The sequence below is a fragment of the Reyranella sp. GW821-FHT14A01 genome (assembly GCF_058803965.1).
In genome coordinates this window covers 1-18,094 of the sequence record NZ_JBXAPM010000019.1, presented here as the reverse complement: position 1 = coordinate 18,094, position 18,094 = coordinate 1, and the positions used below count along the sequence as shown (strand labels likewise).

Here is an 18,094-nt window from a genome sequence, read left to right as displayed (position 1 = left end):
GCTTTTCCGCCGTCGCACAAGCCGGCGTTCGTTCGGTGTCGGACGAAGGACCCTAGGGCAGGATCGCCTCACCCTCGATCTCTACCTTGGCATGGGGATCGATCAGGGCCGAGACCTGCACCAGGGTCATCGCCGGGAAGTGCCGGCCGAGCGTGGCGCCCCAGGCGGCGCCAACGGCCGCGCCGGCGGCATTGAACTCCGCGATGTCGGTCACGTAGGCGCGCAGCGCCACGAGATGCTGCGGCTCGCCGCCCGCCGCCTTCAGCACAGTCACGAGGTTGGAGAGCGCGATGCGCCATTGCGTCCCGGCATCGGCGTCGGCGGGAATGTGCGCCTGGGCAGGCTCGCGCCCGATCTGTCCGGCGATGCGAACGCTCTTCGTGCCCGTGGCGACGACGGCATGCGAGAAGCCGCGCGGGCGCGGCCAGCCTTCGGGCAGGATCGGCGTGTAGGCGATGTCGGACATGTCGCGTGTCTCCTCCGGATTTCCGTTGGAGTCATTCTAGCCCGCGCGTCGCTGACGAAGCGAGCAAGACGGCTACTGCTTCTTGAAGGCGGCGCCGGTCGCGCCGTCGCCGGCGGCCTTGGCATAGCCCTGCCAGGTCGTGACGAGGCCGTTCGGTGCCTTCGCGATCGCGAACAGCGGCTGGTCGACGCTGTAGAGCTTCGTGCCGTACTTGTTCTCGATCTTGCCGTCGCCGTAGCTCACGAAGGAAACGAGCAGGCGGTCGCCGTCGGGCATCGCCTTGCAGCGGATCGTCTCGTCGGTCTGGAAGCCCTGCGCCACGAGGCGGCAGCCGTCCGGGCCGCTGATCGTCAGCGTATGCTTCACGAAATTCTGCGTGCCGCCGGCGCCCGGTCCCAGCGCCTGCTCGTAGACATAGGTGCCGTCCCAGGGCTGCACGGCGAGGGCGCCGGAGCCTGCCGCAAGTCCGAGACCCAGCGCGAGGCCGAAGAGCGATGCGGGCTTCATGGACGTTCTCCCTGGATGCACGGGCCGTAACGTCGAAGGCCCGAACGGGTTGCGGGAGACGGCGTGTGACCGCATCGTATCTGCATGCCGTATCTCAAGTTCGATCGTTATCTGCGCGCCGACGCGGCCGTCCACGCGCTCGGCCTCGTGCTCGGTGTCGTGGGCGCTGTTGCGATTCTAATTGTCGCCGCCGGCTCATCGAAGCCTGGACAGTTCGGGCCGATTCTCGTGTACGTCTTCGGGCTGCTGGCGATGCTGGGCTGTTCGGCGGCCTACAATCTCCGTCTCGCCAGCCCGCGGCGCGACTGGCTGCGGCGATTCGATCATGCCGCGATCTTCGTCATGATCGCCGGGACCTACACGCCGCTCACGCTGCTGAAGCTGCGCGAGCCGTGGTCGAGCGGACTCACGTTGGTGATGTGGACGGCGGCTTGCGTCGGTATCGCCGCGAAGCTGCTGCAGCCGCGCCGCATCGAATCGCTGTCGGTGGTGCTCTATCTCCTGATGGGCTGGATCGGTGTGTTCGCGGTCGACGAGCTGATGGCATCGGTGGAGCGGGAAAGCCTGATGCTGCTTCTCGCAGGCGGCGTGGTCTATTCGCTGGGCACGATCTTCCATCTGTCGAGCCGCCTGCCGTACCAGCAGGCGCTATGGCATGCGTCGGTGCTGCTGGCGGCTTCCATCCACTATGTCGCGATCCTTTCCTTATTGACGCCCTGAAGCACCGCCAGTTTATGGATGCCCATGTCGTCGCAGCGTCTGTTCAAGCTCACCGCCGTCGCCGTCTTCGGCGCGGGAATCGTCATGGCGGTCGCTGGCGGCGCGATGAGCGTGTGGGCCTGGACGACGGAGGACACACACATCGTCTTCAGGATAGCGGTGCCGCTCGCGCTGGCATGGCTGCTCTTCACGATGGTGCGCCTGGCCTTCGCCTTGAAGAGCGACGCTGAAACGGATCCGCTGATCGCGCTTGCTGCTGCGCCAAGGGAAGAGGCGGATGACTGGCTGAAGCGTGCTTCGCCCGATGCAGTGTCCGTACGCCAAGTCCCGCTGCCGCGCGAGCCAGAACGCCGCCGTCGCCGGCGTGTGGCGCAACGGGTCGAACTGCGTGACGGGAGGACTCTCTATCGTGTCGCGACGGTGCGGCCCGCACCGACCGCAAGACGGGCGGCCATCGCCGCGACCGTGTTGATCGCCTGCGCCGGCTTGTTCTTCACATACGGGCCGGTCGACTTGGAAGACGTGAGCTGGATCGCCTCACTTTTCCGCGCGCTTGAGGAGCTCCCGGGCCTTTTTGAGCCCGTCGAGGCAGTTTGCTTCCTGCCCGCGCTCGGCTTCGGCGCGCGCCGCGACCAATACGGCCTGTAGCGCGGTCCGGTCGGCCGCATCGTCCTTCTTCGCCTGTTCCTGGGCGCCCGGTGTATTTGGCGCCGACGGCTTCGGCGTGACGTCCGGCATGGTCGGCATGCGGTTGTCGCTGGTGTTGAGCGGCGTGATCACCGAGCGGTCCGACGTCGCCGGCGGCTCGATCACGCCGCCGGAGCGGCCGAGATCGCGCGAGGTCACGCCCGGTCCCGTCCGCTGGCCCGGCGCGCCCGGCGCCTTGTCGGGCGAGGCGGTCGGCGGGTCGGTGGAGATGTTCTGGCTCCTGGCCAGCTCCCGCACTTGGTCGAGGCAGCCCTCGGCCGCGGCAATTCCGGGCCACAGCGCAACGACAAAAGCGAGAATCCGCATGTGCATGAACCTTCAAACGGCGCCTCCGGCGGCCCGGTTGCGCCCTTGAATTACAGGCCCGGCGCACTAACATAGTGTGTGCAAAACGGGCCGGGCCAAATAAGCTTTAACAGGCCCGGTTCAACAGGGATGTCCACATGACCAAGTTTCGTTGGCTCGCGATCCTCGCGGCTCTGATCATCGCGGTGCCGTCGCTGGCTCCGTCGCCCGCCGACGCGCGGGCGGGCGGTGGTGGCGGCTCGGGCAGCCGCGGCAGCAAGTCCGGCCAGGCGCCGGCCCCGACCCAGACCGCCCCGACCTCCAAGCCGGTCGAGCGCAGCACCACGCCGCAGCAGCAGTCGCCGTCGGCCAATCCGGCCGGCGCGGCGGCGGGCGCGGCCAAGCCCGGCTTCATGCAGCGCAACCCGTTCCTGACGGGCCTGATGGGCGGCATGCTGGGCGCCGGCCTGTTCGGCATGCTCTTCGGCGGTGGCTTCGGCGCCGGTCTCGGCAGCATGGCCGGCATGCTGGGCTTCCTGCTCCAGATCGCGCTGGTCGGCGGCATCATCTACTTCGCTGTTCGCTGGTGGAAGTCGCGCAACGGTGCGCCTGCGGCGGCCTTCGCCGGCGCCGGCAATGCGCCCGGCGGCAACAATCCGCTCTCGCCTCGGCAGGCTCTCCCCGACTCGATGGCCCGCACGAACTCGAACCCGGGCACACAGTCGATGATGGGTGGCATGTTCGGCGGCGGCGCTGCCGGTGCTGCGTCGAGTGCTGCCACGCAGCCGCTCGAGATCGTCGAAGCCGACTACAACGCCTTCGAGGCGCTGCTGACCAACGTGCAGGCGGCCTATAGTGCCGGCGACCTCGCCAAGCTGCGCAGCCTGGTGACGCCCGAGATGCTGGGCTACTTCTCGGAAGAGCTGTCGGCCAATGCGAGCCGCGGCGTCGAGAACAAGATCGACGCGGTCAAGCTGGAGCAGGGCGACCTGTCCGAGGCCTGGCGCGAAGGCTCGATGGAGTACGCGACGGTGGCCATGCGCTTCAGCATGACCGACCTCATGCGCAGCACGGCCGACGGCCGCATCGTCGAGGGCAATGCCGAGGTCCGCACCGAGGCGACGGAAGTCTGGACCTTCCTGCGCAGCCGCGGCGGCAACTGGATCCTCTCGGCGATCCAGCAGACCTGATCTTCTCTTTCAGAAAATACGGATCGGCCGGCCTCATGCCGGCCGATTTCGTTTGTGCGGCCCGGTCCTTGCTCAGGTAGCCTGTCATTGGGGAAGGGAAGGAAACACGGATGACTCGCCTGACACGAAGGGCTGCCCTCGCGGGCGCCGCGCTGTTGCCGCTCGCCGCCGCCGCGCCGTCGCGCGCGCAAGCGAAGTTCCCCGATCGTCCCATCCGGCTGATCATCCCCTGGGCCGCGGGCGGTCCGGCCGATGCCGGCTTCCGGATCCTCGCGGAGTCGGCGTCGAAGAAGCTGGGCCAGCCCATCATCGTCGACAACAAGGGCGGCGCCGCCGGCGTGCTGGGCGCGCTGGCGCTGCAGGACGCCAGGCCCGACGGCTACACGATCAGCCAGATGCACATGAGCGTGCTGCGCCAGCCGATGGTGAATGCGTCGCTCAAGTACGATCCGATCAAGGACCTCACCTACATCCTGCAGATCACCGGCTTCGTCATGGGCATCGTCGTGCGCCCCGACTCGCCGTGGAAGACGCTGCCCGAGCTGCTGGCCTATGCGAAGGCCAATCCCGGCAAGCTGAACTGGGGCACCCTGGGCGCCGGCTCGACGCAGCATCTCGCGATGGAGAGCCTCGGCCTGAAGCAGGGCCTCACCTGGACGCACGCGCCCTATCGCGGCACCTCCGACACCCTGCGCGCGCTGATGGGCGGCGAGATCGACTTTGCGTCGGAATCCTCGGGCTGGGCGCCTTTGGTGATGTCCGGCAAGCTGCGCCTGCTCGCGGTGTTCACGGCGAACCGCGCCAAGCGCTTCCCCGAGGTGCCGACCGTGCGCGAACTCGGCCTCGAGATCGCGGTCGACAGTCCCGGCGGTCTCATTGGTCCGAAGGGCATGGACCCCGCCGTCGTGAAGATCCTCGCCGACGCCTTCCGCGAGGCCGCCGGCGAGCCCAAGCACCTCGAGTTCCTGGACAACATGGACCAGCCGCTGCTGCTGCTCGACGGTCCTGCCTATAAGGACGAGATGGCCAGGACGATGGAGCAGGAGCGGGAGCTGCTGAAGAAGCTGAACCTGCTGGCGACTTGAACTGTTGCTGGGGGCGCGCCACTGCGCGCGGGGTAACCCCCGCGCTTAAGTGGCGCGTCTTGTTGTCATGAACGCGCCACTGGAGTGGCGCGCCCCCAGCAAAGACGTCAGGAGCGAAGCAACGCACCATACCCCTCGATCGGCGTGCGGATGCCCGTCATGCGCAGGCAGTGCCACAGGCTCGCCTGGTTGGCGCTGATCACCGGACGGCCGAGGTCCGTTTCGAGTGTTTCGATGATGCCGACGCAGCGGAACCCGGTGCCGCCGATCAGCACGCCGTCGGCCTCGGGCGGACAGGCCTTGCGGATCTGCGCGTAGAGCGGCTCGATCTCCTGCTCGAAGCCCATGCCTTGCGGATAGAGATCCTGCGGCGGTACGTCCCGCCATTTGCGGCCGGGATCGAGGCGCAGATGTCCCACGGGCGTGATTCCATGATCTCCGTAGTACCGCAACGCCGCGCCCACCGTGTCGTCGGGAAACCAGGGCGGCACGACGAGGAACGGCCGCTTCACGCCCGAGTGCCGAAGGGCCGCCAGGGTGTCGAGCCCGTTGGTCGTGACCTTCGCCTCGTCGCCCGCGATGCCGCTTCGCACGATGGAAGAGAGCGCGTCGACGGTCGCCTCGTCCCAGCCCTTGCCGCCCACGACGCTGCTCGACGTGTGGGCGAAGACGACGGCCTGCAGCTTCATGGTCGAGAACTGCTTCGCGCCGCGCGCGAGATCGTCGGCGAGATCGACGCCGCTCTTGCCCTCGCGCCACTTCGCCCATGGCGTCGGCGCCGTCACCCGTGCCGCATGCACCGACACGCCCGGCGGCGCCATCGCCCACCACTCGGCTTCCGGCACCGCCTCGCTGCCGACGATGAACAGCCCGATGCGGGCGCGCCAGCCCCAGTTGTCGTGGTGAGTCACGTGTGATGCCTTTCGAGTTGCGAGTCTGAGCAAAGGTCCCTCGCTGCGCTCGGGATGACAATGGGGTGTTTGTATTGGCGCATTGCGTCAACCCCGACAACCTTGTCATCCTGAGCGCAGCGAAGGACCTTTACCCTCATGTGCGAACTCTTCTGCCTCTCCGCCCGCAAGCCCACGCGTGCGAGCTTCTCGTTGCGGCGCTTCGCGGCGCACGGCGCGGCGACGACGGGCAATGTCGACGGCTGGGGCGTCGCGTTCCATGAAGGCCGCGAGGTGCGGCTCTACAAGGAGCCGGAGCCCGCGCACGACAGCCCGTGGCTCGCCTTCATCGAGCGCCACACGCTGCCGACGCGCCTGCTGGTCTCGCACATCCGCCGCGCCACGCAGGGCGGCAACAGCCTGTCCAACACCCAGCCCTTCGTGCGCGAGCTGGGCGGGCGCACGCATCTCTTCGCGCACAATGGCGACCTCGACGGAGTCGTCGACCGCGCCGCGAACCTGGCGCATCGCTTTCATCCCGTCGGCCAGACCGATTCGGAAAGCGCCTTCTGCCTCCTGCTGGAGCGCCTGGCGCCGCTGTGGCATCGCGGCGTCCCGCCGCTCGGGCTCCGGCTCGAAACCATCACCGAATTCGCCGCCGAGATGCGGCCGCTCGGCACCTTCAACTTCCTCTACAGCGACGGCGAGTTCGTGTTCGGCCACGGCCATCGCCGCCGCCAGGCCGACGGCACGGTCGGCCCCGGCCTGTGGTTCCGCCATCGGCGTCGTGCCGAAGGCGCGCAAAAAGGGGGCGCCGCGACGTCCGGCACGGGAGAGCACGCGGACTCCTCGCATGCCGGCGTCGCGCTCCCGCCCGTCGATGCGGGGCAGGAGATGTCGCTGCTCGCCAGCATCCCCGTCACCGCCAGCTCCTGGCGGCCTCTCGACGAGGGCGAGATCGTTGTGCTGGCCGCCGGCGAGGTTCAGAAGCCGTAGAGAGTCTTCGGATTGTCGACGAGGATCTTCTTCCGCACCGCCTCGTCCGGCACGCACCTGAAGAAGGTGCGCAACAGATCCTGCTCCTGCGGGATCGCCTTTGCGTCGTGGCCGACATGCGGCCAGTCGCTGCCCCAGACCAGCCGGTCGGGATTGGCGGCGACCAGCGCCTCCATGAACGGCGCCGTATCGTCATAGGCGGCGCCCGGCCCGGCGCCCTGGCGCGTGTTGCGGTCGGCGCCCGAGAGCTTGCACCAGTAGCGGCCGGTCTTGAGCTTCTCGCAGAAATCGCGGAAGCCCGGAGTGTCGACGCCCTTGTCGGCCATGGTGCGCCCCATATGGTCGATCACGAAGTCGAACGGCATCTTCTCCAGCGTCGGCGCCAGCGCCGCGAGGTCGCCGGTCTCGACCCAGAGCTGGACGTGCCAGCCGCGCGCGTGCAGGCGCGGCGCCAGCGCCGTCAGGTCCTCGAGGCTCATGCCGCCCGAGGAGACCGGCTTGCCGTCCTGGCGCAGCAGGTTGATGCGCACGCCCTTGAAGCCCGCCTCGCTCAGCTCGTCGAGCCGGCGCTCGCTCACTTCGGGCTTCAGCAGCGCCACGCCGCGCAGCCGGTCGGGGTGGCGCTTCAGCGCGTCGAGCGTCACCTCGTTGTCGCCGCCGGCCGCCAGCGCATGGACGATCACGCCACGCGCGATGCCCATCCGGTCCCACAGCGCCAGCAGCGCCTCGACCGGCGTCGCCTGCAGCGGCGAGAACTTGCCGCCAGAGACGGCGGGGAAGCGGTCGTAGGGACCGTAGACATGGACGTGGCAGTCGGCGCTGCCGGCGGGGAGGGGGAAGCGTTCCTGGGTCATGAGGACCACTCTGTCTTTCCGGACAGGATCGAATCAAGTGGTCCTGCCCACGCCGACCTCCTCAGCGGTGAAGCACCGACCTCATCCTGAGGAGCGCCGTGAAGCGGCGCGTCTCCTCAGGATGAGGGGGAGTAGCGCAACTCCGCATTTGACAAGCCTTGACTCGCCTAAAATCGGGTCCGGCGCAGGGGAGGGTCCCTCCGTTTCAGTTATTTCGTTTATTTCGATTATTTCGTTTATGCCGCCCGACGAGACCGCCGGGGCGCCGGGTCGGAGCGAGCCCCGCCAGCCGAACCACGAAAGGAACACAGGCCGCCAAGTCGCGTTGTCGTCTACCCTTTTCGCGTTACGGCCGCCCAACGATCCGGAGACAGCCCCTCCCATGAAGTCTATCACAAAGCCCATCGTCCCGACACTCGGTCTGGCGGCCACCCTTGCCGCTGCCTTGGCCGCCGCCGGCTGCGCCCAGTTCGACCAGGCCTTCGCGCCGCCGCCGCCCAGCGCGCTGCAGGCGCCGATCCCGGCCGCCGAGGTCGAATGGTCGAAGAAGAGCGGCGCCAACACGGTGAGCGGCACGGCCAGCATGAATGCGGGCGGCACCACCCACACCTGCGCCGGCCAGGGCGCCAACCTCGTGCCCGACAGCGCCTATGCCCGCGCCCGCATGCGGGCGATCTTCGGCAACGAGATGAAGGGCATGCGCGCCTCCAGCCTCGGCCCGGTGAAGTTCGACCGCGACGACCCGCTCTACGTCTCGACCCTGCGCCGCACCACCTGCGACGCCTCCGGCAGCTTCTCCTTCCCGCGCGTCCCCGACGGCGTCTGGTACGTCACGACGGCGGTGAAGTGGGACGGGCCAGGCGACCGCGCCGAGGGCGGCTCGATGATGAAGCGGGTGGACGTGCGGGGCGGGAAGCTGGTGAAGGTGACGTTGCCTTAGAGAGCCGTGGAAGCCGGCTATCTACCGGATCGTTCTAGTATTCGCGACAATAGTACTAGAGGTAGCATCCCCGGGTACAACTCCTAGATTAGTTGCAGTTATCCTGATAGGATATCCTGTAGGTGGTTTGTGGGTGGGAATACCGGGGAACAGCCAATGGCTGAACAGACGAAAAATGTCTTCATAAGTCATGTACATGAAGACGATGCTGGCTTGCAGAAATTTAAGTCTCTGCTTTCTTCGAAAGGCGTCGGGATTCGCGACGCATCGATACACGCTGGCAAAGAGAATGCAGCTAAGTCACCTGATTATATAAAATCCCAAATCTTGGCGCCGCAGATAAATTGGGCGGGGACGTTTGTTGTGTACGTTACACCCAAGACCAAAGACAGTCATTGGGTGAACTGGGAGATTGAGTACGCTGCTAAGTTAGGCAAACGGATTGTCGGCGTGTGGGCGCATGGCGAGAATGAATGTGATATTCCATCGGCGCTGGATAAATATGCGGATGCTGTTGTCGGCTGGAACAGCGATAAAATCATTGAAGCAATCAATGGTGAATACAACCAGTGGAACAATCCAAACGGAACGATGCGCGTTTCCCGCCCGATTAAGCGCTATAGCTGCGCGGCTTGAAAATGCGCTTGTATTCATACGTAGTCGCTCGCGATTTCGGGTTCGCACCTAACCCGTTTTTTGGATACTGCACGCTAGCAACCTGCAAGCCGCAGATCAGACGTCTGGCAGAGCCGGGCAACTGGGTGATAGGCACGGGCACAGCCGCTCGAAATCGTGCTGGCTATCTTGTCTTCTCAATGATTGTCAAAGAAACGCCAACATTTGAAGAGTATTGGGCCGACCGGCGATTTGAGGCGAAGAAGCCAAACTTGCGAGGCAGCAAAAAGCAGGCATTTGGAGACAACATCTACTCGCGGTCCACAGAAGGTAGGCCGTGGAAGCAGTTGGACTCTCACCATAGTTTCCCCGACGGTCGCCCCAATCCGTCAAACATCCAAAATGATACCCAGACAAATAGAGTGTTGGTTGCCCAAGAGTTCGTTTACTGGGGAGGGTCGGGGCCCAAAATCCCCGAGAAATTCCGCAACTGGGGTGGATACGATATTTGTGCCAAGAGAGCCCATCGATCGAACTTTCCAGAGGAGATGCTCGACAAATTTCTCGAATGGGTGCGAAGCCTGGGGGGCAATGGGTTTATGGCAGAGCCTCTTGACTGGCGTAGGACACCATAATTGCTTTGGGCAAACTAGGAGCATGAGTTTGCCAGCTTCGAGAACCTATTTTTTGTCAAATAGGTCTGGCGCAGGATTGCCGCGGTTAATTCCATCCAATTCATAAACACCCCTAAGGAAATCCCTTTTCCCGCCATAGCTTGGATGACGGAGGGGGATTACTGGAACGCCAATGTGCTCAAGCGCGAGTTGTGCGTCGCGACCTATTGCGACCAACCGAGTGGGGCAAGTCATTTGTACAAGGCTTTCCAGGATCGCGAACGTTGTGTCTCTTTCTTGTCTAGTATGGGCACGATTTGACAGGGATGTTCCTTCCTCGTGAGGGTGGAACGGAAATACGTTCCAGAGCATAGGAAGTGAACGAGCGTTGGCTAACGCCCCCCAAATCACAGATGCCGTTTGCTCCTTCATTGGGGGGCCCTGAGTTGCTCGATCGAATTTCACATTTCCAAACAAGCGAGCAGCTGTTGGCATCTGAAATTCATCCGTCAGAGGGATGCCGGTCCGTCTTCCCCCGCGGTGCCCCAAGTCTCGCCCTACCCAAATAGATCGAGCTTCGCTTGCAAGTACTGCTTCGAGCAATACCTGCAAGTTCTCTTTTCGAATTCTAGGAGCCTCTAACAAATCATATGTTGCGCAGAGGTCTGCATATGGATTGAAGACAGATGGCAGGCTCATGCTTGCCAATGCTGCAACAAATGTGCGTGGCGTCACTTCGGCAAGTTCTCCACAATTAACCTTCTCTTCGTCATATCGATATGCACTCTTCCTCGGCGATGCTGCTTTAGGAAGCGAAACGCGCTGTAGCCTTGGAGTATCGCGTCCTCCCATAGCCACAAGGGGCAATTGTAAGGTTCATATCCCTTAACGAATTGGCGTATCGTCTTGAGAATGTCGAATGACAATTGGCCGCGCTTAACTCCGGCAAAGAAACTCAACTCCTGAGCTTGTTTGAATATCCAAGCGGAGATCCCTTCCTCTGTGAGATTTGCTCGGGCGCCATCCTCTACCTCGTCAATCTGCGATTTGCTTTTTCTTTTGAGATGCAGGAGCGATCTTACGACGGGAGACCAAGTTAAGACCGCGCAGTTGGCATAGTGAAAAACGTCGTGGAATCTGTAGTCGTCTCTCTCGGCAGCGTTATCTGTAAGACGATCTCCAATATTTACTCCGCGGTACTGCTGAAAGACAAAGCGGCGGCCGTCAATGTTGCGTTCGATGATATCTATCGTCAGCTTCTGAGGTAGTCGCTCATGCAAGGGGATTTTGCGCAGCGTATCGAAAGAATCAGGATAGGCCCTTCTAAGAGGCCATCGGTCAAATATCTTGATGAGGTTGGATTGAGCAGCTTGTTCTAATGTTACGCCAGACTCATTCGCTGCCGTAACTAGGCTGCGCATTACTCTGATGAGAGCGCCCTTCAGTGCGTCTCGATTGTTTGAGAGGTGCCCGTTTTTGTGTTCTGCAAGGACGGCTCCGACGTCGCCGGCTAAGTGAAGCAGTGTTTTTTCGAAGGCACGGGTAGGTTTTAGCCGGGGTGACGTTCTTGACGAGTCGCCTTGCAATACCTCGAACCCGAGAGCGGCGCTGCCACTGTTAGACCAAGTGGAATGATCGCTGTTAAGATTACGGGCGATTTCAGATAGTCGAATGTTGCCTCGTTTTGCGACGACTGCAAAATACCAAAGGACATCGCCCAATTCTTCAACTACGTGAGGCGTGTAGCCAATATATGATCTGCTATCGCGTTGCTTTTTTTTCGCAACGCTTAGGAGACTGCCTGCCTCGCCAAAAAGGCCCAAGAGATGGAAAGCTAGCGGTTCATTAGGCGTTTGATCGGCGGTGATCGCCAAGTCTTGGTACTGATCAAGTCGTAGCCTGTTTCGCGGCACTGCGGGCTCCCGCGGGATTTGCATCCGCAATGCTACAATGTCATCTGGGCGCGTGCAATTGTGGCGTGTCTAAATGTTAAAGTTTATCTACTTGCGATCAATTTTCGGGTTGCGACCCTGATGCAACTTATGTTTGAAGGGGCTACATGCTCTTGGAGGCAGAATACCAGCTATCTAGCGGTCAACCGAAGCAATCCTCGAAGTATTAGTCCAATCGCCTCATCGATGTGCGGAGTCCGAACAAGTGAAGCATTTTCGCTGTGATTCAGGCCGTTGTTTAGCGCAGCAGTCCCAAAGGACTTGAATGCTTTCCGATCGGACCACTCTACGTAAGCAGCGCTAGGCTTCGTGTCGAATCCGATGTCATTCGCAATATCGCGAGCACAGCCACCAAATCCCGCCATTAGAAAAAGCGGTCTCTTGTCGACGAGGCTTTGCAACGCTTCTTCCGCTACTCCCGGCATCCGGCCCTTATATCCCTTCACACGGCCACCTAAGATTATCCGGGCGTTGCTTGCATCGGTTATCCTCCTTCTCATAGAGGTGAGTGCCGTGGCCCATTCATCGTTTGTTATGCCTGATTGACGCTGCTCGCTTATGGATTCAAGTGATGTCTCGCGGCCCTGTTTGTCTAGGAAGCGAAACTCGGCAATACCTGCGAGTTCGTCTGACAGGGATTTTACTTCTTTTAGAGATTGTCCAGCGTAGTTGGGCCAAGCCAGATAGCTTACGACGCCAGTTCGTGGGTCGCCGATGTCAGCGTCCCGCCGATGTCGGGTAACGAGTTCGAACAATAAGTCGGTAAACCCGTGCGCACGAAGGTCGCCCCCATAGATCAACTGAGCGCCCATCGCGAGTAAATGGCGAGCTATCTCCGCCATTGCGTCACGCAGATGCTCTTCTGCGAGCCCAAGACTGGCCATATCGGAACTTTCAGATATGGAGATCGCGACTGCCTTGTTGCTCAGTGGTTCTTGGTAAGTCATGGTTTGGCCGTCTGTTCTGCCACCCACTCAGTTAGACTTTTAAGTCTTGCATTGGGTGCGATGGTTTCAAAGAGCCGTTGCTCTTCAGCTCCCAGCGGCGGGTCTGGATAGACAAGAGTAGTCGTAGCATCGGCGGTTGGGTTTATTGCCGAAAGTGATATTAGCTCGGGTGGTCTCGGAAGAAAAATAGTATCACCACTTGAGGCGAGGCCAATCAGCGCTACTCTGCAGCGCCAGAGGAAATCCTTAAGGACCTCATCTAGCAATCTGCCAACTACCCGATCTATGCGGTTGACCGAGCCGGGATCCATCCGCACGACGGGAACGTTTCCCATATACGGAAATCCGCGCTCGTCGGTGTCGGCAATACAGTTCGCAACAACTAGTGGGACATTCGCGCGTTTGGCTTCGATAATTTCTCGCCGGCACCACTCGCGAGAAGAGAAGCTGTCAGTGTGTATCGCTACAACCGCGCTAACTCGCACCATACTCAAAATAACGGTGTCAAATCGTACGCCGGTAGGGATGTCATAAACGTCGAAGAAAGTAGCTAGTCCATTCTCTTCTAGAAGTGCCCCTCTTACTAGCTTGGCAATCCGCTCGCCATCAGCGTCACGCTTCGAATGACTTAGAAATATCTGAACCTTCTTAAGGTACTGCATAAGAGCCTCGTCATCCTCGAGTGGACGCTTCAGCTTCTCTAAGTACAACCGGAGCATTCGGCAGAATTGATAAGTTAGATCGGTCGTTAGTCGCTGATATCTACTTTCTGATGACATGTCGGTCCATTTATCCCATCGGACCGCCTGCTCTATAAGTCCTACGCGAGTAAGCGCCCCATCAAAGGCGACTGGCAGTACTCGCGCGCCAAGGGCTGCAGTGTCGGCGCTTGCTAGGAGGCGAGTGGCCCAGGAAACATAGTCGGCGTCTGCGGCAAAGTTCTCATCGAAAAGCAGTACCACGGCTGTGGTTTCGCTTTCGCCAAAGTCGATCTCCAGAGGGGCGGCTGATGTCGGACCTGGAGCTGAGCGATATTGAACGCTAAGCCCAGTTCCACCGGCAACATTTTCGTATAGCTCTCGTCTGTAGTGGTCGTAGAGCTTCTTTGCCGCGATCTTGCCTTCGGCAAATTTCGGATGCCATACCACATAGAGCGCTAAGAATGGGCGACTGGATGCCGTCATTGGAGCCCTAGACATGCTTGAAGCGCCATTTGGCGGCACCGTAATAGACACAGTGGACATAGCTTTCGGATCCGTCAATTTGGTTGCAGCCTTGACCTCACCCACCCGCGATCCCCCACGCCTGTCCATCCGCCCGCGTGCTACAGTACCACCCCCATGCCGCCCCTCTCGCGCCGCACCTGGACCTGGAGCTTCGACCTGCCGCCCGCCGTGCTGTGGCCGGTGCTGGCCGACACGGCCCGGTTCAACGAGGCGATGGGGTTGCCGGCCTATGCGCTGGAGGAGACGCCGCAGCCCAACGGCACGGTGCTGCGCCGCGGCCGGGGCAAGGCGGCGGGGTTCACGCTCGAATGGGAGGAGAAGCCCTACGAGTGGGTGCTGGGCCGGCATTTCAACGTGTCGCGGGTCTTCTCCAAGGGGCCGTTCCGCCGCTTCGGGCCGGTGTTCGATCTCGCCTCCGACGGCAAGGGCGGCTCGGTGGTGAGCTACGCGCTCGAATGGGAGCCGCTCACGCTCACCGGCCGGCTGTTCGGCAGGCGCCTGGCCGAGCAGGCGGGCGCCGCGGTGGGCAAGCGCATCGTCGAGGCGGTGGCGCATCTGCGCGGCGAGCGCGAGACGCCGTTCGAGCTGCCGCCGCCCGAGCTGCCGCCGGGCGGGCGCGAGCGGGCGCTGGCGGCCGCCGCCGAGATCGACCGCAGCCCCTACGGCAACGGGCTCGGCCGGCCGCTGGCCGGTACGGTGGCGGGTGGCATGGCCGGCGACCTCGCCCACATGAAGCCCAAGCGGCTGGCGCGCCAGCTTCGCGTGGCGCCGCGCGCCGCCATCGAAGCCTGCCTCGCGGGCGTGCGCGCCGGCCTTCTGACCATGAGCTGGGACCTGCTCTGCACCAACTGCCGCGGGCCGAAGCTCTCGGCCTCGGCTTTGTCGGAGCTGCCGCGCGGCGCGCACTGCCCCTCCTGCAACATCGATTACGACCGCGACTTCGAGAAGAACGTCGAACTCACCTTTGCGCCGGCGCCCTCGGTGCGGCCGCTGATGGAGGGCGGGTTCTGTTTGAGCGGCCCGATGGCGACGCCGCATGTCGCGGTCCAGCTTCTGCTAGCGTCCGGCGAGCGGCGGCGCGTGGCGGTCGAGCTGCCGGCCGGCGCCTGGCGCCTGCGCACGCTCCATCCCGGTTCGTTCGTCGATGTCGAGCATGCCGGACCGGGGGCGCCGTTCCCCGGCCTGCGCATCACCGCGACCGGCGTCGAGGCGATGCCTGCGTCAGGCGAGGCCGGGACGATCGAGTTCGTGAACGAGGCGGGCTTCGAGCTGGCGGCGCTGATCGAGGACCGCACCTGGACGCGCGAGGCGCTGACCGCGCCGGAGGTGATCTCGCTGCAGGCCTTCCGCGATCTCTTCGCCGCCGCCACCCTGCGGCCGGGCGACGAGGCGGGGGTGAGCCAGGTGGCGCTGCTCTTCTCCGACCTGCGCGGCTCGACCGCGCTCTACGAACGGATGGGCGACGGCGCCGCCTACAACGTCGTGCGCGAGCATTTCGCGCTGCTGGCCGCCATCGTGCGCGACCATGACGGCGCGGTGGTGAAGACGATCGGCGACGCGGTGATGGCCTCGTTCGGCGATCCCGCCGACGCGGTGCGCGCGGCGCTCGCCATGCAGGCGCGCATCGCCGACCAGGAATTGACCTTGAAGCTCGGCGTGCACATGGGCCCGAGCGTGGTGGTGACCTTGAACGACCGGCTCGACTATTTCGGCTCCACGGTGAACATGGCCGCGCGGCTGCAGGGCCAGAGCGCGGGCGGCGATATCGTGCTGTCTCGTGCGGTGGCCGACGATCCCGCGGTCCAGGGCGTGATCGCCGACGTCACGAAGCGCGAGGAAGAGGTCGCCCTCAAAGGCTTCGATCGCCCCGTGGGCTTCGTCAGACTCATGTAGCTGGGGGCGCGCCACTCCAGTGGCGCGATCATCTCTCGCAACAAACGAAGACGCGCGACTGGAGTCGCGCGCCCCCAGCGATGACTCTTTCAATGGAGCGCTCACGTCCCGAAGAACGCGCCCATCACCGCGGCCGCCTCGTCGTTCGCCTTGAGGCCCTGCTTCAGGAAGCGCGTCAGCGAGAAGAAGCCGTGGATGGTGCCGGGATAGTTGACGTAGGTCGTCTTCACGCCGGCGTCGATCAGCCGGTCGGCATAGGCGCGGCCCTCGTCGCGCAGCGGGTCGTAGCCGGCGGTGAGGACGAAGGCGGGCGGCAGTCCGGTGAAGTCCTTCGCGAGAAGCGGCGACAGGCGCAGGTCGGCGAGGTCGGTGCCGGCCGGCACATAGGCCTTCCAGAACCAGTCCATCAGGCCCTTGGTGAGGAAGTATCCCTCGGCGAACGACTTGCGCGAGCCGCTCTCCTTGCTGGAATCGGTCGCCGGATAGATCAGCATCTGGAAGGCGGGGCCCGGCTCCTTGGCGTCGCGCAGCGCCTGGCACACGACGGCGGCCACCGCGCCGCCCGCCGAATCGCCGCCGACCGCGAGGCGCGCCGGGTCGGCGCCGAACGTATCGGCATGGTCGCGGATATGACGGAAGGTCGCGATGCCGTCGTCGATCGGCGCGGGGAAGGGATGCTCGGGCGACAGGCGATAGTCGATCGAGATCACCTGGCAGCGGCTCCTGTTGGCGATGCGGCGGCAGGTCGAATCGTGCGTCTCGATGGTGCCGATCACGAAGCCGCCGCCGTGATAGTAGATGAGCGTGGGCAGGGCCCCCTTCGTCGTGGCGAGCGTCACGCCCAGCGGCAGATAGCGGCGGTATTTGATCTGCCCGCCCGGCCCGGCGAAGACGCCGTCGACCGTGTCGCCGACCTGCGGCGGATCGGCCTCGCCGTCCTCCGACAGCTTGTCGACCGCCGCGCGGCCGACCGCATGCGGCAGCGTCTCGAGCTTGGGCCGGCCGGCCTTGGTGGCCTCCTCCATCAGGTCGAGCAGGGTGCGGGCTTCGGCGTCGAGCATGTCGTGGTCCTCGGGAGAGAGAAGGCGGTCGGTATAGGCTATTCGAGTTTCACATTCGCGGCCTTGATGACCTCGGCCCATTTGGTCACTTCGGCGCGCATGTAGGCCGCCAGCTCGGCGGACGTGTCGCCGACCGCGACGCCGCCGACCGCTTCATAGGCATCGGCTACTTCCTTCGAGCGGATGGTCGCGACCGCCGCTTCGTGGATCTTCTGCCGCGCGCTGAGCGGCGCTTCGCCCGGTGCCACCAGCGCGTACCAGTTGTCGGAGTTGACCCTGGGCAGACCGAGCTCGGCCATGGTCGGCACGTCGGGCAGCAGCTTGGCGCGTGTGTCGGAGCTGACGGCCAGCGCCTTCACCGCGCCGGACCTTATGTGCGGCAGCAGCACCGGCACGTCCAAGAGCGCGCAGTTCACCGTGCCGGCGATCAGGTCGTTGGTCGCGGGCGCTGCCCCTCGATAGGGCACGTGTAAAAGGTCGATGCCGGCCTCGCGCTTCAGCAGTTCGGTGGCGAGATGGGTGATGCCGCCGGTGCCGGCCGAGCCGTAGGTCAGCTTGCCGGGATTGGCCTTGGCGTAGGCCACGAAGCCCTTGAAGTCGTCGATGCCCAGTTTGGTGCTGACCACCAGCACCTCCTGCACGCGCACGACCAGGGTTATCGGCGCGATGTCCTTGGCCGGATCGTAGGGCATCCTGGGCATCAGGCTCTGCATGATGGCGCCGGCACTGGCGCTCAGCAGGCCCAGAACATGCGGGTCGGTCGCCGCCTTGGCCACGAAGTCGATGCCGGTGACGCCCGCCGCGCCGCTCTTGTTGTCGACGACGACGGCCTGGCCGAGGCGCTCGCCCATGCCCCTGGCCAGCGGTCGCCCGAACGTGTCGGCCGGGCCGCCGGCGGGGAAGGGGATGATCAGGGTGAGCGGCTTGCTCGGGAACGCGGCCTGGGCCTGGGTCTGGGCGAGCGCGCCGAAGGCCGGCAAGACGGCGAGCCCCAAGGCCGCGCCGCGGCGGGTGATGCGCATCGTTTCCTCCCGTTCGTTGCCGCAAGTCTGCGCGGCAGCGCGGGAGGGGACAAGAGGGTGGTTTGCTGGGGGCGCGCCACTCCAGTGGCGCGTTCAAGAAGAGAAGACGCGCCACTGGAGTGG

General features: G+C 63.7%; 19 protein-coding genes. 9 read left to right on the top strand and 10 right to left on the bottom strand.

What is annotated here, in order from left to right; translation table 11 throughout:
- Positions 1–52: 52 nt before the first annotated feature.
- Positions 53–466 carry a RidA family protein gene (locus AC1ROX_RS27295; RefSeq protein WP_493131241.1) on the bottom strand — a complete coding sequence of 138 codons (414 nt, stop codon included), beginning with the start codon at positions 464–466 and terminating at the stop codon, positions 53–55.
- A gap of 72 nt (positions 467–538) precedes the next feature.
- Positions 539–973 (bottom strand): DUF5991 domain-containing protein, encoded by a 435-nt coding sequence (locus tag AC1ROX_RS27290; protein ID WP_493131239.1) that lies wholly within the window; start codon positions 971–973, stop codon positions 539–541.
- An 84-nt stretch (positions 974–1,057) separates the two neighbouring features.
- Between AC1ROX_RS27290 and trhA the strand changes: the two genes are divergently transcribed.
- A complete protein-coding gene (gene trhA, locus AC1ROX_RS27285; protein WP_493131237.1) occupies positions 1,058–1,693 on the top strand; it encodes a PAQR family membrane homeostasis protein TrhA in 636 nt (211 codons plus the stop codon).
- Between the two features lie 24 nt (positions 1,694–1,717).
- A complete protein-coding gene (locus tag AC1ROX_RS27280; RefSeq protein WP_493131235.1) occupies positions 1,718–2,341 on the top strand; it encodes a hypothetical protein in 624 nt (207 codons plus the stop codon).
- Here AC1ROX_RS27280 and AC1ROX_RS27275 read toward each other — a convergent pair.
- Positions 2,231–2,707, bottom strand: coding sequence for a hypothetical protein (locus AC1ROX_RS27275; protein WP_493131233.1), 477 nt, complete (start codon positions 2,705–2,707; stop codon positions 2,231–2,233). The genes AC1ROX_RS27280 and AC1ROX_RS27275 overlap by 111 nt on opposite strands.
- A 137-nt stretch (positions 2,708–2,844) precedes the next feature.
- Here AC1ROX_RS27275 and AC1ROX_RS27270 point away from each other — a divergent pair, with 137 nt between their 5' ends.
- Together AC1ROX_RS27270 and AC1ROX_RS27265 are read left to right on the top strand one after the other, a co-directional pair.
- Positions 2,845–3,876, top strand: coding sequence for a Tim44 domain-containing protein (locus tag AC1ROX_RS27270; protein ID WP_493131231.1), 1,032 nt, complete (start codon positions 2,845–2,847; stop codon positions 3,874–3,876).
- Between the two features lie 110 nt (positions 3,877–3,986).
- Positions 3,987–4,961 carry a tripartite tricarboxylate transporter substrate binding protein gene (locus AC1ROX_RS27265; RefSeq protein ID WP_493131229.1) on the top strand — a complete coding sequence of 325 codons (975 nt, stop codon included), beginning with the start codon at positions 3,987–3,989 and terminating at the stop codon, positions 4,959–4,961.
- 107 nt (positions 4,962–5,068) lie between these two features.
- Here the strand turns inward: AC1ROX_RS27265 and AC1ROX_RS27260 are convergent, their stop codons facing one another.
- Positions 5,069–5,872, bottom strand: a complete 804-nt coding sequence (locus AC1ROX_RS27260; protein WP_493131226.1) for a maleate cis-trans isomerase family protein — start codon at positions 5,870–5,872, stop codon at positions 5,069–5,071.
- Between the two features lie 138 nt (positions 5,873–6,010).
- Between AC1ROX_RS27260 and AC1ROX_RS27255 the strand changes: the two genes are divergently transcribed.
- Positions 6,011–6,847, top strand: a complete 837-nt coding sequence (locus AC1ROX_RS27255) for a class II glutamine amidotransferase (protein ID WP_493131224.1) — start codon at positions 6,011–6,013, stop codon at positions 6,845–6,847.
- Here the strand turns inward: AC1ROX_RS27255 and AC1ROX_RS27250 are convergent.
- Entirely contained in the window at positions 6,835–7,701 is an 867-nt protein-coding gene (locus AC1ROX_RS27250; RefSeq protein WP_493131222.1) for an amidohydrolase family protein, read from the bottom strand. The genes AC1ROX_RS27255 and AC1ROX_RS27250 overlap by 13 nt on opposite strands.
- Positions 7,702–8,083: 382 nt before the next feature.
- On the opposite strand from AC1ROX_RS27250, the gene AC1ROX_RS27245 reads away from it, so the two are divergent.
- The 3 genes from AC1ROX_RS27245 (at position 8,084) to AC1ROX_RS27235 (ending at position 9,891) form a co-directional block, all read left to right on the top strand.
- Complete coding sequence (locus AC1ROX_RS27245; RefSeq protein WP_493131220.1) at positions 8,084–8,641, top strand: hypothetical protein; 558 nt, start codon at positions 8,084–8,086, stop codon at positions 8,639–8,641.
- Positions 8,642–8,797: 156 nt separating this feature from the next.
- Positions 8,798–9,277 carry a TIR domain-containing protein gene (locus AC1ROX_RS27240; protein ID WP_493131218.1) on the top strand — a complete coding sequence of 160 codons (480 nt, stop codon included), beginning with the start codon at positions 8,798–8,800 and terminating at the stop codon, positions 9,275–9,277.
- Positions 9,278–9,279: 2 nt separating this feature from the next.
- Positions 9,280–9,891 carry an Nmad2 family putative nucleotide modification protein gene (locus AC1ROX_RS27235; RefSeq protein ID WP_493131420.1) on the top strand — a complete coding sequence of 204 codons (612 nt, stop codon included), beginning with the start codon at positions 9,280–9,282 and terminating at the stop codon, positions 9,889–9,891.
- Positions 9,892–10,601: 710 nt separating this feature from the next.
- On the opposite strand, the gene AC1ROX_RS27230 is transcribed toward AC1ROX_RS27235, so the two are convergent.
- The 3 genes from AC1ROX_RS27230 to AC1ROX_RS27220 form a co-directional block, all read right to left on the bottom strand.
- Positions 10,602–11,744: a nucleoside triphosphate pyrophosphohydrolase family protein gene (locus AC1ROX_RS27230; protein ID WP_493131216.1), complete on the bottom strand. Its 1,143-nt coding sequence runs from the start codon at positions 11,742–11,744 to the stop codon at positions 10,602–10,604.
- Positions 11,745–11,953: 209 nt separating this feature from the next.
- Positions 11,954–12,769 carry a hypothetical protein gene (locus tag AC1ROX_RS27225; RefSeq protein ID WP_493131214.1) on the bottom strand — a complete coding sequence of 272 codons (816 nt, stop codon included), beginning with the start codon at positions 12,767–12,769 and terminating at the stop codon, positions 11,954–11,956.
- Positions 12,766–13,953 carry a toll/interleukin-1 receptor domain-containing protein gene (locus AC1ROX_RS27220; RefSeq protein ID WP_493131212.1) on the bottom strand — a complete coding sequence of 396 codons (1,188 nt, stop codon included), beginning with the start codon at positions 13,951–13,953 and terminating at the stop codon, positions 12,766–12,768. The genes AC1ROX_RS27225 and AC1ROX_RS27220 overlap by 4 nt, the downstream gene beginning before the upstream one ends.
- A gap of 156 nt (positions 13,954–14,109) precedes the next feature.
- Between AC1ROX_RS27220 and AC1ROX_RS27215 the strand changes: the two genes are divergently transcribed.
- Entirely contained in the window at positions 14,110–15,888 is a 1,779-nt protein-coding gene (locus AC1ROX_RS27215) for an adenylate/guanylate cyclase domain-containing protein (RefSeq protein WP_493131210.1), read from the top strand.
- A gap of 101 nt (positions 15,889–15,989) precedes the next feature.
- Here AC1ROX_RS27215 and AC1ROX_RS27210 read toward each other — a convergent pair whose 3' ends face one another.
- Positions 15,990–16,949, bottom strand: a complete 960-nt coding sequence (locus AC1ROX_RS27210; protein ID WP_493131208.1) for an alpha/beta hydrolase — start codon at positions 16,947–16,949, stop codon at positions 15,990–15,992.
- Positions 16,950–16,987: 38 nt separating this feature from the next.
- Positions 16,988–17,971: a Bug family tripartite tricarboxylate transporter substrate binding protein gene (locus AC1ROX_RS27205; protein WP_493131206.1), complete on the bottom strand. Its 984-nt coding sequence runs from the start codon at positions 17,969–17,971 to the stop codon at positions 16,988–16,990.
- Positions 17,972–18,094: the final 123 nt, after the last annotated feature.

Excerpts from the sequence above, each read along its gene's own strand:
- AC1ROX_RS27295 (WP_493131241.1), bottom strand. The coding sequence starts at position 466 with ATGTCCGACATCGCCTACACGCCGATCCTGCCCGAAGGCTGGCCGCGC.
- AC1ROX_RS27290 (WP_493131239.1), bottom strand. The coding sequence starts at position 973 with ATGAAGCCCGCATCGCTCTTCGGCCTCGCGCTGGGTCTCGGACTTGCG.
- trhA (WP_493131237.1), top strand. The coding sequence starts at position 1,058 with ATGCCGTATCTCAAGTTCGATCGTTATCTGCGCGCCGACGCGGCCGTC.
- AC1ROX_RS27280 (WP_493131235.1), top strand. The coding sequence starts at position 1,718 with ATGTCGTCGCAGCGTCTGTTCAAGCTCACCGCCGTCGCCGTCTTCGGC.
- AC1ROX_RS27275 (WP_493131233.1), bottom strand. The coding sequence starts at position 2,707 with ATGCGGATTCTCGCTTTTGTCGTTGCGCTGTGGCCCGGAATTGCCGCG.
- AC1ROX_RS27270 (WP_493131231.1), top strand. The coding sequence starts at position 2,845 with ATGACCAAGTTTCGTTGGCTCGCGATCCTCGCGGCTCTGATCATCGCG.
- AC1ROX_RS27265 (WP_493131229.1), top strand. The coding sequence starts at position 3,987 with ATGACTCGCCTGACACGAAGGGCTGCCCTCGCGGGCGCCGCGCTGTTG.
- AC1ROX_RS27255 (WP_493131224.1), top strand. The coding sequence starts at position 6,011 with ATGTGCGAACTCTTCTGCCTCTCCGCCCGCAAGCCCACGCGTGCGAGC.
- AC1ROX_RS27250 (WP_493131222.1), bottom strand. The coding sequence starts at position 7,701 with ATGACCCAGGAACGCTTCCCCCTCCCCGCCGGCAGCGCCGACTGCCAC.
- AC1ROX_RS27245 (WP_493131220.1), top strand. The coding sequence starts at position 8,084 with ATGAAGTCTATCACAAAGCCCATCGTCCCGACACTCGGTCTGGCGGCC.
- AC1ROX_RS27240 (WP_493131218.1), top strand. The coding sequence starts at position 8,798 with ATGGCTGAACAGACGAAAAATGTCTTCATAAGTCATGTACATGAAGAC.
- AC1ROX_RS27235 (WP_493131420.1), top strand. The coding sequence starts at position 9,280 with ATGCGCTTGTATTCATACGTAGTCGCTCGCGATTTCGGGTTCGCACCT.
- AC1ROX_RS27225 (WP_493131214.1), bottom strand. The coding sequence starts at position 12,769 with ATGACTTACCAAGAACCACTGAGCAACAAGGCAGTCGCGATCTCCATA.
- AC1ROX_RS27220 (WP_493131212.1), bottom strand. The coding sequence starts at position 13,953 with ATGACGGCATCCAGTCGCCCATTCTTAGCGCTCTATGTGGTATGGCAT.
- AC1ROX_RS27215 (WP_493131210.1), top strand. The coding sequence starts at position 14,110 with ATGCCGCCCCTCTCGCGCCGCACCTGGACCTGGAGCTTCGACCTGCCG.
- AC1ROX_RS27210 (WP_493131208.1), bottom strand. The coding sequence starts at position 16,949 with ATGCTCGACGCCGAAGCCCGCACCCTGCTCGACCTGATGGAGGAGGCC.
- AC1ROX_RS27205 (WP_493131206.1), bottom strand. The coding sequence starts at position 17,971 with ATGCGCATCACCCGCCGCGGCGCGGCCTTGGGGCTCGCCGTCTTGCCG.